The sequence below is a fragment of the Paenibacillus sp. FSL R7-0026 genome (genome assembly GCF_038004485.1).
Classification (GTDB): Bacteria; Bacillota; Bacilli; order Paenibacillales; family Paenibacillaceae; genus Paenibacillus; species Paenibacillus xylanexedens_A.
Map to the genome: position 1 here is coordinate 473411 of NZ_JBBORG010000001.1, position 12558 is coordinate 485968.

The following is a 12558-nucleotide window of genomic DNA, read 5'->3' on the forward strand; positions in this document are numbered from 1 at the left end:
CTTATCGTTTACACGATAACGAAGAGGACAGAAATAACCTGAAGAAGCACAGCGTTCGGAAGGTTGTTCTGTCATCGTAGTGGCGAGTGTAACCTTTTTAAGTTGAACTGAGGGGAGCGAACGCGAGATATGCTGTTGGAGATGGAGCAGATTACGAAGAAATACGGCGGCTTCACCGCTAACCGTGACATCCGTTTTAATTTGCGTGAGGGTGAGATTCATGCCCTTGTTGGTGAGAACGGGGCCGGTAAAACAACCCTGATGCGTATGCTGTACGGTATGGAACAGCCCACGTCAGGCACAATCAAAGTCCGTGGACGTGAGGTAAGCTTTGCTACGCCGTCCCAGGCGATGGCAAGTGGCATCGGCATGGTGCACCAGCATTTCATGCTGTTCCCTTCCTTTTCGGTGGCGGAGAACATCGTGATCGGACGTGAACCGGCTAAGGCAGGCGCATTTGACCGCAAAAAAGCAGCGGCTCAGGTGAACGAGCTGGGCAGACAATATGGCATGCCGGTTGACCCGTGGAAAAAAGTGTCCGAGTGCCCGCTCGGCATGCAGCAGCGTGTTGAAATCCTCAAGGTGCTGCATCAGGGCGCAGACATCATTATATTGGATGAACCTTCAGCGGTGTTGACGCCGCTGGAAGTGAAGGAACTGCTGGCGAACATGAAATCTCTCGCCAAACTGGGCAAAACCTTTGTACTGATCACGCACAAGCTGCAAGAAGTCATGGATGTAGCCGACCGGATCACGGTACTTCGGGATGGTCAGGTGACTGGAACGCTGGAAGCCAAGGATACACATGTGGAGGAATTGTCCCGTCTGATGGTTGGTCGTGAACTTGTGCGTATGGACAAGCAGCCATCGGTTCCAGCGGAAGCGGTGCTTCAGGTGGAAGGGGTCAATCTGTCCGGAGCGAAGGATCGTTCGGCGCTCAAGGACATCCACATGGAGGTACGAAAAGGTGAGGTTGTTGGTATAGCAGGCATCTCGGGTAATGGCCAGTCTGAATTGATTCAAGTCATTGCGGGACTTCGTAAGGCTGACAGTGGTCGTGTCTTGCTTTCCGGGCAGGATACAACCAACTGGCCTGTACGGCGCATCCGGGAGAATGGACTTGCTCATATTCCGGAAGATCGTTACATGTGGGGAGCGGCCAAGGATGCGAGTGTTCGCGAGAACGGGCTAATGGGACACCATCATCGATTGCAGTCACGTGGCATTATCAAAGCCAAAGCAGCAAGAACGATGGTAGAGAGCTGGATCAAACAGTTCAGCATCAAGACAGGTTCTGCGGAGACCAAGGCACAGTTCCTGTCCGGAGGAAACTTGCAGAAGCTGATCGCTGCCCGTGAATTTGCACAGGATACACCGTTTCTGATTGCAGCCGAACCGACCCGTGGTGTGGATATCGGAGCGATGGAGACGATCCATGCCGAATTGCTGCGCAAACGCAGTGAGGGTGCGGGTATTCTGCTCGTTTCATCAGAGTTGTCCGAAATTTTGCAATTATCTGATCGCATTATTGTCATGTATGAAGGCGAGATTGCCGGAGAATTGAGAGCAGAGGAAGCGACTGAGGAACAGATCAGCTTGTTAATGGCAGGAGGGAAAGAGCGGATATGAATCGGGTAAAAGAAACACTTCGCGGACTCGTACAGCCGCTGCTTGCCGTATTCATCGGTCTGCTTGCAGGGGCTGTGGCGATTCTGATCGTTGGCGGTAATGTGGTGGATACGTATGCGGAGATGTGGAAAGGGGCCTTCGGCAACTTCTACTTCTTCACCAATACGTTGGCTCGTTCCACACCAATCATCTTGGCGGGACTTGGCGTAGCATTGGCATTCCGTGCCGGATTTTTCAATATGGGAGCCGAAGGTCAGATGATTCTTGGCGGGCTCAGTGCGGCGCTCACGGCGCTTTATCTGCCAGGTCCGGGCTGGTTTGTGTGTATTGCTGCGATTGTGGCTGGTATTGTTGCCGGTGGAATCTGGTCCCTGTTTGCAGGTTGGCTGGATGCTCGGTTTGGCATGAACTTGTTGATCACAACCTTACTACTTAACTATATTGCCATTTATTTTGGCGGCTACATGGTCTCCTATCCATTCAAGGATCGGACTGGATCAGCAGCGATGGCGCAGACACCCATGATTGATCAGAGTATCTGGTTGCCGAAGTTGTTCCAGGGCATGGGACTGCATGCCGGCTTCATCATTGCCATTGTAGCGGCTATTCTGATCTATTGGTTCACACATAAAACGGTGACCGGTTATGAAATCCGTATGCTCGGCAGCAACCCGTCCTTTGCAACCTACGGTGGTGTTCGTCGCATTCGCATGATGATGCTGTCCATGGTCATTAGTGGTGGACTTGCTGGACTCGCGGGTGCAGGGGAAGTGCTCGGTACACAGTACCGTTTCCTTGATGGCTCATTGTCATCGGCGAGTTACGCATGGAGCGGCATTATGGCAACGCTGCTTGCCCGCTCGCATCCACTCGGTACAGCTGTAGCAGCTATTTTGCTGGCTGCGTTACAGACAGGTGCCATGGGGATGGAACGGAATACGGATGTGCCGCTGGAAGTTGGCAGTGTCATCCAGGCTGTATTGACGTTATTTGTATCAGCTCAGATCGGTTATTCATTCCTGAAGCGGAGAAAGGAGAAAAAGTCCAATGCAACAACTGTTTGATGCAGCCATGTTTGGCTCAACCTTGCGGATTATGACTCCAATCCTGCTTGCAGCGCTCGGTGGGGCTTTATGTTCCCGTGTCGGTCTGTTCAACGTGGGTCTCGAGGGACTGGTTTTGATCGGTGCGTTCTCCGCCATTGTCGGTAATTATCTGTTTGGTAATGTGCTGTTGGCTGTACTCTTTTCCATTATTATTGTGATGTTATTCTCGGCGCTCTTTGCCTTTATAAGTATTAACCTCAAGGCTAACGCCATCGTGGTCGGGATCTCGCTAAACTTCCTGGCTGCGGGAGTGACGACCTTTGCACTGCGTGCGATTTTTGATGTAAAAGGTGCATACTACGACAAAGACATGGTGGGACTTCCCAAGTGGGATATTCCGCTAATCAAGGACATCCCGTGGGTGGGCGATGTATTATCGGGACATAGTCCCTTGGTCTACCTCGGTATTGTGCTCGTGATTGGACTGCAATTCTATCTGTTCAAAAGTGTATCCGGATTCCGCCTGCGCTCCGTTGGTGAGAACCCGATTGCAGCACAGAGCATTGGGATCAAGGTACGCGGCATCCAGTATGGTGCCGTTCTGATGTGCGGTGTGTTGTGCGCTCTGGCTGGAGCACAGTTGTCGCTCGGTCAGGTGACGATGTTTACCGAAGGCATGACTGCTGGTCGTGGTTTTATCGCGCTGGTAGCAACGATGCTGGGGCAAGCGAATCCGCTTGGCGTGATGGGCTCCAGTGTACTGTTTGGCTTCATGGAAGCATTGAGTATTCGTCTGCAAGGATTCTCCCTGCCAACCCATTTCACATTGATGCTGCCGTATATTGTGACGCTGGTCGCGATGTTCTTTTTCAAAGACCGTACTTATGCACAGGATGCACTGAAAGCGGGCGGAAGCTCGCGTTAATTCCTGAATGTCTATGTTAGAGACAGTAAAAGAAGGAGGAATTCCACTTGCATAACAAGGCTGAACGTTTGAAAAAAAGTAAAACCCCGGCACCCAAAACAGGTAACGATCACGGAGATCGGCTGCCGCCAGGACAGATGCTGACGGAGAAATTCCCGATTCTGCATGAAGGGGAAGTGCCGGAATATGACCTGTCCACTTGGGACTTGAAGGTATTCGGCGAAGTAGAAGAGGAGAAGGTGTTCTCCCTGGCTGAGTTGCAGGCGATGCCACAGGTGAACACGGTGAGTGATATTCACTGTGTTACCCGTTGGTCGAAATTTGATACGCCGTGGGAAGGTATCCGCTTCTCTGATTTTGTGAAGCTTCTGGGGGTTAAGCCGGAGGCAAAATACGTTATGATCCATGCGGATCACGATTATGAGACAAATGTACCGCTCGAAGAACTGATGCATGATGATGTACTGCTTGCATTCAAATATAACGGTGAGCCACTAACACCCAAGCATGGTTATCCACTGCGTATGGTTGTGCCACAACTTTACTTCTGGAAGAGTGCCAAGTGGATACGTGGGCTGGAGTTTATGACCGAAGACCGTAACGGATTCTGGGAAGTGAATGGTTTCCACCATTTTGCCGATCCGTTCAAGGAACAACGCTTCTCGGGTGAAGATCTGCCGATTCCGGAAGACGAGTGGACGAAGAAGGAGTTTGATTGATATGTTGATGCCTATTTTGCAGATTCATTCGGAAGACATGCCGGCATACGCCATCGTCTGTGGTGATCCGGCACGTGCGGAGAAGATTTCCCGTAAACTGGAGCAGGCGAGAGAACTGGCATTCAGTCGGGAGTATCGTACATTTGTTGGATTGTATGAAGGGGTACAGATCGCTGTGGTCAGCCATGGTGTAGGTTCACCTGGAGCAGCTGTCTGTTTCGAGGAATTGATTCGCGCGGGTGTAACAACTCTGATTCGTGTAGGTACAGCGGGATCGTATACAACCGATTATCCGGCAGGCAGTGTGATTGTGAGTACAGCTGCTGTTCGTACAGACGGGTTGACTCGCCAACTGGTACCGGATGGTTTCCCAGCGGTAGCGGACATTGGGGTGACACAAGCGTTGATCGAAGCTGCTCGTGAGCAAGAAAGCGCGGACGCTGCAACATTTACAGGTAAAGTGGGCGTTGGTATCACCGTAACACTGGATGCGTTCTTTGCAGGCGTGGAAGAGATTCCACACCGCAAGTACAAGCAGGCTGGAGCACTTGCGGCTGAAATGGAAATTGCGGCGCTCTATATCGTCAGCACCCTGCGTGGCGCTCGCGCCGGAGCCATTGTCGCGATCGATGGATTCGCGGACAGCGATCTGGCTGCCGAGTATGATCCGCATACGGATGCGGTTGGACAAGCGGTGGAGCGCGAGATTAATGCAGCGCTACGTGCGCTAGCCGCGCTTGCTCGCCAAGATCAGGCGTAGGTTGGTTAAGGCAAGTATACATTTTTGCTCATTGTTACAAGCAAAACAGTAGATGATGTCCATTTGAGGTGGACAATATAAAAAGGGCGTCCCGTAAGGTCATGAATATGACCCAAGGGGCGTCCTTTCCTTATAAGTTTTCCGTTTATAGTTAAGTGGAGCCTTTTTAAATAAACTGAAAAAGAAGAGGAAATGCAGGTACAGTAGCGAATTGTATTTGCATGGCATGTCATTAAATTAGGAGAGTGATTAGATATGGGCTGGAGTGAATTACGTGAAATTCCTAATGAATACAGCGATGAGGTACAGCGGATTGATGAGCAACTTTTGAAACTGGTTGCAGCCAGAAAGGACATAACTGGAGCAGTCCAATACCAACCTCCCCAAAATACCATCGATGAATGGGTGAGCTTACTGGATATGAAGGAGGAAGATATCCGATATGTTCTCCGTAGCGTGCAACCGATGCCGCAAAGACACTACTTTCCAAGTGAACCTCTTCAATTGACGAGTGTGGTGCCAATTATGAAGAAAATGATCAAAGATTCGTGTGAGTATATGATCACGCATTCGATGCAATATGAAGGCGAAAGCCTTGTATTTGTGGAGATTCAATATAAGGGGAATGAAGCTGAGCGTATACAAATGGTTCCACATTTGGCTCTGGAAATATTCAGCGAACAGAGACATATCACTATGAGACATGGCAGTCGTGGAGGAGGTGGGGAGACGCAAATTAGTTTCCGAGTGGTTCCTGCTCTTCCTTCTTCTCTGGAAAACGTTCGATTCTCCTTGATTCCCTCAATACCGGAGATGGAATACAAAGTAGAGGAAATCATTTTGGATAAACAGGTTGATTTCGATTAACGGGGAACAGGATACATCATGAAAAATGACGTATGGATGATGCGCATGTACTAAGGGCGCAAAATCTATACGTCATTATGTGTATTTGGGGAAATAACACCTTGTTCTTTCTCAAATTCTTCAATATGTTGTTCAATAAGATACTCAATTTGCATTGCGATAGATCGTTTGTTTTTGTCCGCAATCACTTTAATTTTCTCAAAATTCTTTTCTCGCAGCCTAAGTGTAAAGACTCTTTTATCTGTAGCCATGAAATAAAATCTCCTCAAAAAGTAATGTTCATATTGTATCATTACAAAATAATTCAATATACAATCATATTGACATCTAAGTGATGTCACTCTAATATTTATATTCATAGTGACGTCACTTTTTTGGAGGGGATCATGGAGGATTTCGAAGAAATATTTAACCAGTTCAAAGCTCTTCGTATGGAGAGTATCGGAAATCTTGTGATTTATAATTCAAAAGAATATAAAAGATTGAGTCAAGAAAGTGATCGTTTATTTATGGAGCTATGTGAATATGTTAAGCCAGAGGGGATGGTTTTATTTTTGGACTATTGTAATGTAATAACCCTTCTTCAGGTACAGCAGAGTCAGTAAAGTACGAGCAAGGGTTTAGAGATGGATTTAGCTTAATAAAGTTAATGTTTACGTCAAATAACACATAACTTGGGGACGGCCTGATCCTCGCTGAGAATGATAATGCAGAAAGTGGGCACGTTATATAAAGGAACATCAACCATGAATACGAAAAAGGGAGGACTCTACGATGACACAGAACAATCAACCTCAGGATGAGGCGGAAATTCGCAACAAGCTGGATGAAGACGGGGATTCCTTGATGGAGAAAAAGAAGATTTTAAGCGGAGTAGACATTGAGCCGCAGGCGGACGAATGGGCAGCGAAGCCATCACCTGTTGCTTTTAATGAAGGAAATGCTTCTTCGAAAAAATAAACAACATGAGCATTCTATGGGCTTGATGGAATGAAGATAAATTTAGCGAAGCAGGTACCCTTATGGTATCTGCTTTTTGGTTGTATAATAATGTAAAATTCAGTGGATGAAAGAGTGATGGGGATGAGTACTGGTACGATTAACATCAGAAAGGCAGAAATGAGGGACTACTCTGGTGTGTCATTGTTGATGGATGAGTTGCACCAGATGCATGTCGAGGGGCGGCCCGATCTATACAGAGCGTTAGAGACGAGAATGGAGGAAAAGGAGTTCACCGAACTGCTGGAAACGGACAAGCGTTACCTGTATGTTGCCGAGTCTTCGGAAACGGGTTTGATTCTGGGTTACGGGAGTGCGCAGTTGAGTGTAATTCAGGATAACCCATTGATGGTGGATCGCAAGATGTTGTACATCCATGAACTTGTAGTGGATACCAAACATCGGGGCCAAGGAACAGGCAAACGGTTACTACAAGCATTCATCGAGCTAGGGAGAGAGCTTCAGGCAGACAGCGTGGAATTGTCCGTGTCGACGTTTAACTCTGGCGCACAGACTTTCTATGAACAGATGGGTCTGGTCGTCCGCAGCAGCAGGATGGAGTATACCTTGTAAGATGCATCGCTCTATTTAATTAGGAAGGATTCATCCATTTTTAACAAAATATCAGAATACTATTGAATACCCCCATGGGGTATGTTACTCTTAGAAAAGAACGAAAGAAAAGGGGTGTTCATGATGGATCATCAGAGCCATCCCGAGGAACCTTTGCAATCCTCCAAGTCAGATTCAACGGAAGCTTTGGCTACAGTCCAAGAAGCGGTATCCTGTCATGCCGAGGGCAGTGATGGAAAGCATGTGCGCAAGAGTCATCATTCACAGGAGATGAAGGGTAACCTGGTTTCTCGTTTGAACCGTGTGGAAGGACAGATTCGCGGGATCAAGGGATTGATCGAGAAGGATACGTACTGTGATGATGTGCTGACGCAGATTGCGGCGGCTCAGTCTGCTCTGAATTCCGTAGGCAAGCTTTTGCTTGAAGGCCATATGAAGAGCTGTATCGTTGAGCGTATTCAGGCTGGTGAACATGAGGTTGTGGATGAACTGCTGGTTACGATGCGGAAGTTAATGAAGTAAGCTGAATCAATTCACCTATTTAATTTATCATTTTAATATACCCCAAGGAGGAATTTAGAATGTCTAATGTTACATTGAACGTTACGGGAATGTCTTGCAATCACTGCGTGAAATCAGTTGAAGAAGCTGTGAAGAATACCGGAGCGAGTGGTAAGGTTGATCTGGCAGCGGGAACAGTAGCGGTGGAATATGATGAGCAGACGGTGAACGTGGATCAGATCAAAGCTGCCATTGAAGATCAGGGATACGATGTAGTCTAACGGGATCACAGGCTTAAACCGAACATGCTCATGGGCGAAAAAGAGGTCAGAGTACCTTTTTCCAAGAGTCAGGTTTAAGCCTAATTTTCTGTCTGATATATACCCCTTGGGGGTATAATGGATGCAACATACAATAAATTGAATCGACATGAAAGGAGCTGACATGATGGATAACTCAACGAATAAACCAATGGATAGATCATCCGAACTTACACCAATGCCACCTATGGCAGAAGCACCAGGACTGAAGGCAACACTGCACATCACGGGCATGACTTGTGCTGCATGTTCGACACGAGTGGAGAAGGGCTTGTCCCGTATGGAAGGGGTGCATCAGGCCAATGTGAATCTTGCCATCGAACAGGCAACCGTATCTTATGATCCGAAGACAACCAACGTGAATGCGTTGCGGGATAAAGTAGAGGCGCTTGGTTACGGGACGGTGTCCGAATCGGTTGATCTGAACATTACGGGGATGACGTGTGCTGCCTGTTCTGCCCGGATTGAAAAAGGTCTTTCCCGACTACCGGGGGTATCTCAGGCGAATGTGAATCTGGCGCTGGAAACAGGGCATATCGAATATGCCGCTGGTGCATTGAAACCTTCGGATATTACCGCCAAGATCAAGCAGATGGGCTACGGTGCTGAACTGCAATTGACGCAAGAAGAGACCACATCGGTTCGTGAACGTGAGCTGCAACGCAAAAAGTGGAAATGGATGATCTCTGCGTTGTTATCGATTCCTTTGCTGTGGGCAATGGTCGGACATTTCTCGTTCACATCCGGAATCTATGTCCCAGATCTGTTCATGAACCCTTGGTTCCAGCTGATTCTGGCAACGCCGGTACAGTTCGTGATTGGGTGGCAGTTCTATGTGGGGGCGTACAAAGCACTACGCAACGGTAGCGCGAATATGGACGTTCTCGTCGCATTGGGTACCAGTGCAGCGTTTTTCTACAGTCTCTATCTGACGTTATCGAGTGGTTACTTGCCTTCTACAACGATGGATCATGGGGCAATGGGAACGAGCACAGCCGCCATGCCTTCGGTAGAACTCTATTATGAGACAAGTGCAATTCTGATTACGTTAATTTTACTGGGAAAATGGTTCGAAGCTGTGGCGAAAGGTCGCTCTTCACAGGCGATCAAAAGCCTGATTGAACTGGCTCCACGTGAAGCCCGTGTCATCCGTGATGGACAGGAAGTTATGGTTCCAGCCGCATATGTTGCGGTGGGTGATCTGATCCTGGTGAAGCCGGGGGACAGTATCCCGGTGGATGGTATCGTTGAAGAGGGACAATCCTCTGTGGACGAATCCATGCTAAGTGGAGAGAGCCTTCCCGTGGATAAAAAGCCGGGAGATCCCGTTACAGGTGCTACGCTAAACAAAAACGGGGTATTACGACTACGTGCGACCCGAGTGGGATCGGACACGGCTTTGTCCCAGATCATTAAAGTAGTCGAGCAAGCTCAGGGCTCCAAAGCACCGATCCAACGGATTGCAGATGTCATTTCAGGCATATTTGTTCCCATTGTCGTGGGTATTGCCGCGCTGACATTCCTGATCTGGTATCTGTTTGCAAGTCCAGGTGACTTCGCTGGTTCCCTTGAAAAAGCGATTGCCGTGCTTGTCATTGCTTGTCCATGTGCACTAGGGCTGGCAACGCCGACTTCTGTCATGGCTGGATCAGGACGTGCGGCTGAATATGGCATTCTGTTCAAGGGCGGCGAACATCTGGAATCGGCACAACAGATTCAGACCGTAGTGCTCGACAAAACAGGTACAGTAACCCAAGGTAAACCGGTCCTTACCGATGTTATCACGGCTCCGAATCGGACGGAATCTGATCTGCTTGAGCGAGTGGGAGCGGCCGAACAGAGTTCCGAGCATCCGCTGGCAGAAGCGATTGTTGCAGGTATTCGTGCCAAGGGTCTGGAGCTGACCCCAACAGAGAAGTTCGAGAACATACCGGGATATGGCGTGCGAGCCTCATTAAAAGGGCAAGAAATTCTGGTCGGCACGCGTCGTTTACTTGCGGATGCACAGGTGAATGTCTCTGAAGAAACCGTTCAACAGATGAACCGTCTGGAGGAACAAGGGCGTACAGCGATGCTGGTAGCGGTGGATGGTCAGTGGGCAGGGATCGTGGCTGTGGCTGACACCATCAAGGATACCTCTCGTGAAGCCATCGGTCGTCTTCAGGCGATGGGGATCGATGTCATCATGATCACGGGAGACAATGAGCGGACTGCTCGCGCTGTAGCAGAACAAGCAGGGATCGGTAAAGTTCTGGCTGAGGTGCTGCCGGAAGGCAAGGCTGCGGAAGTGAAGAAACTTCAGGAGAGTGGCCTGAAAGTTGCGATGGTAGGTGACGGCATTAATGATGCTCCGGCACTTGCTACTGCTGATATTGGGATGGCCATTGGGACAGGAACGGATGTAGCGATGGAAGCGGCCGATATTACGTTGATGCGTGGTGATCTGAACAGCATTGCAGATGCGATAGAGATGAGCCGGCGCACGATGGGTAACATCAAACAAAACCTGTTCTGGGCACTTGGATACAACGTTATTGGTATTCCCATTGCAGCAGTTGGCTTCTTGGCTCCATGGCTGGCAGGGGCGGCGATGGCGTTCAGCTCCTTATCGGTTGTCCTGAATTCCCTGCGTCTGCAACGTATGAAGTTGAAGAGAAATGACTGACCGACCTTTGTTTGGAGATATATTCAACGCTTTATTGTAAATGAAGTGAGAATGAATAAATGCGCGGTTCGCTGCGGCGGACCGTGTTTTTTGTTGAGAAAAAATACAGTTGAGTCGCCAAAAAGTAAGACTGAATCGTTGGTATAGATGTTCTTTTCTTCGGAGAAAGGAAAGCATAATGCTCTTTTGTGAAAATGGATCAATTGTATTCATGAATAAGGCTTACGTTTTCTGAATTTTTCAAAAAATGAGTTGACAATATGGACATATTCACATAAAATTTAAACGATCGTTTGATTCAAACAACTGTTTAAATCAAATTAGAACTATTTGAGTAATGGAGGACACCTTTTATGTTACAGGCTTTACGTACATTGTTTAAAAAACCGCCAGTGATTGTAGGGATCGTAACAGCACTTATGTTCCAAGTGATCTTTAGCGTGATCTGGATGACCGCATATTCTGGAGTAAATGACCGTACGAAAGAATTGACGGTTGCGATTGTGAACGAGGACGGCGAAATGTCCAAAGGAATCGCAGATTCGCTCGCAGGAACACTGCCTTTCCATACCGTATCCAATCTGAGTGCGGCTGAAGCGTTGGACCAGCTGAATCATCACCAAGTACACATGGTGCTGGATATCCCGGCTGGATTTAACGAATTGCTTCAGACGGCTGGCTCAACCGCCGAGATTAAATACACCATTAATGAAGCAAACCCGGTTACGATTAAAAGCATGATGCAAGGTGTATCACAAAGTGTGACAAACACGATTAACAAACAAGCTACAGCACAAGGAGTACAGACGGTGTTGACCGCTTCAGGTGCGCCTGCCGATCAGGCTGCTGAAGCCGCGACAAACCTGACTACCCGAGTGGAAGGAACGACAACGTCCATCAACCCGGTTAACGGGATGAATAATCAGATGGTGCCGATGATGATGGTACTGGCTTCCTATGTAGGTGCCATGATCATGGGGATGAACCTCCAGACAGCCATGGGTATGCTGTCATCTACCTATTCCCGATTGACTTTGTTTGGCGCGAGAGTAGTCATTAACGTGGGTTCTGCATTGGTCGTTTCCTTGCTGGGATCTTCACTGATTGTGGCACTGGGAGGACAGATTGCACAAGGATTCGTTGCATTCTGGTTGTTCCAGGCGCTCTTCCTGTGCACGTTCATGTTCTTCTCCCAGTTCTTCCTGATCTGCTTTGGACCAGCAGGAAGTCTGTTCAACATCATCTCACTGTCCTTGCAACTGGTATCTTCCGGTGCAATGGTACCGCGTGAATTGCTGAACAGCTTCTATAGTGGCATTGGGCAGTACCTGCCTGCAACATACGCCGTTCAGGGTATTCTGAGCGTGCAGTTGGGAGGCCCAGGAGTTCAGTCTGCTGCGGGCTCTATCGTGATTGTACTGTTGGTTGCCGTTGCGTTGTCACTGGTCGTGACGTTGTTGAAAAAACAACGCATGCCAGCTATGGCTCCAAGCCCTGCTCAAGCAAACAACTAATACAGCAGATGCATACCATTGCATCATAGGATAGGACAAG

At 48.4% G+C, this 12558-nt stretch carries 14 protein-coding genes; 13 read left to right on the top strand and 1 reads right to left on the bottom strand.

Annotated elements, in window-relative coordinates; all coding sequences use genetic code 11:
- Nucleotides 1-129 precede the first annotated feature (129 nt).
- The 6 genes from MKY44_RS02280 (at nt 130) to MKY44_RS02305 (ending at nt 5946) form a co-directional block, all read left to right on the top strand.
- Nucleotides 130-1629 carry an ABC transporter ATP-binding protein gene (locus MKY44_RS02280; protein ID WP_341005887.1) on the top strand — a complete coding sequence of 500 codons (1500 nt, stop codon included), beginning with the start codon at nt 130-132 and terminating at the stop codon, nt 1627-1629.
- Nucleotides 1626-2693: an ABC transporter permease gene (locus MKY44_RS02285; protein WP_062837193.1), complete on the top strand. Its 1068-nt coding sequence runs from the start codon at nt 1626-1628 to the stop codon at nt 2691-2693. The genes MKY44_RS02280 and MKY44_RS02285 overlap by 4 nt, the downstream gene beginning before the upstream one ends.
- Nucleotides 2677-3600, top strand: a complete 924-nt coding sequence (locus MKY44_RS02290; protein WP_076332630.1) for an ABC transporter permease — start codon at nt 2677-2679, stop codon at nt 3598-3600. Before MKY44_RS02285 ends, MKY44_RS02290 begins: the two co-directional genes overlap by 17 nt.
- A 47-nt stretch (nt 3601-3647) precedes the next feature.
- A complete protein-coding gene (locus MKY44_RS02295) occupies nt 3648-4319 on the top strand; it encodes a sulfite oxidase-like oxidoreductase (protein ID WP_341005888.1) in 672 nt (223 codons plus the stop codon).
- 1 nt (nt 4320) lies between these two features.
- Complete coding sequence (locus MKY44_RS02300; protein WP_341005889.1) at nt 4321-5079, top strand: nucleoside phosphorylase; 759 nt, start codon at nt 4321-4323, stop codon at nt 5077-5079.
- Nucleotides 5080-5334: 255 nt separating this feature from the next.
- Nucleotides 5335-5946 (top strand): hypothetical protein, encoded by a 612-nt coding sequence (locus MKY44_RS02305; RefSeq protein ID WP_341005890.1) that lies wholly within the window; start codon nt 5335-5337, stop codon nt 5944-5946.
- A gap of 65 nt (nt 5947-6011) precedes the next feature.
- Here the strand turns inward: MKY44_RS02305 and MKY44_RS02310 are convergent, their stop codons facing one another.
- Nucleotides 6012-6197, bottom strand: a complete 186-nt coding sequence (locus MKY44_RS02310; protein WP_341005891.1) for an Arc family DNA-binding protein — start codon at nt 6195-6197, stop codon at nt 6012-6014.
- Nucleotides 6198-6332: 135 nt separating this feature from the next.
- Between MKY44_RS02310 and MKY44_RS02315 the strand changes: the two genes are divergently transcribed.
- The 7 genes from MKY44_RS02315 to MKY44_RS02345 all read left to right on the top strand — a co-directional run bounded on the left by MKY44_RS02315 (nt 6333) and on the right by MKY44_RS02345 (nt 12518).
- Complete coding sequence (locus tag MKY44_RS02315; RefSeq protein WP_341005892.1) at nt 6333-6551, top strand: hypothetical protein; 219 nt, start codon at nt 6333-6335, stop codon at nt 6549-6551.
- Nucleotides 6552-6720: 169 nt separating this feature from the next.
- Nucleotides 6721-6906 (top strand): hypothetical protein, encoded by a 186-nt coding sequence (locus MKY44_RS02320; protein WP_017691007.1) that lies wholly within the window; start codon nt 6721-6723, stop codon nt 6904-6906.
- A gap of 123 nt (nt 6907-7029) precedes the next feature.
- Nucleotides 7030-7518, top strand: coding sequence for a GNAT family N-acetyltransferase (locus MKY44_RS02325; RefSeq protein ID WP_341005893.1), 489 nt, complete (start codon nt 7030-7032; stop codon nt 7516-7518).
- A 123-nt stretch (nt 7519-7641) separates the two neighbouring features.
- Nucleotides 7642-8040: a metal-sensitive transcriptional regulator gene (locus tag MKY44_RS02330; protein ID WP_341009764.1), complete on the top strand. Its 399-nt coding sequence runs from the start codon at nt 7642-7644 to the stop codon at nt 8038-8040.
- Nucleotides 8041-8099: 59 nt separating this feature from the next.
- On the top strand, nt 8100-8300 hold the full coding sequence (locus tag MKY44_RS02335) for a copper ion binding protein (protein WP_017691004.1): 201 nt from the start codon (nt 8100-8102) through the stop codon (nt 8298-8300).
- Nucleotides 8301-8517: 217 nt separating this feature from the next.
- The gene (locus tag MKY44_RS02340; protein WP_341009765.1) at nt 8518-11004 is read left to right on the top strand and encodes a heavy metal translocating P-type ATPase; all 2487 of its coding nucleotides are present in this window, start codon (nt 8518-8520) and stop codon (nt 11002-11004) included.
- A 353-nt stretch (nt 11005-11357) separates the two neighbouring features.
- Nucleotides 11358-12518, top strand: coding sequence for a YhgE/Pip domain-containing protein (locus tag MKY44_RS02345; protein ID WP_074093224.1), 1161 nt, complete (start codon nt 11358-11360; stop codon nt 12516-12518).
- The last annotated feature ends 40 nt before the right edge of the window (nt 12519-12558 follow it).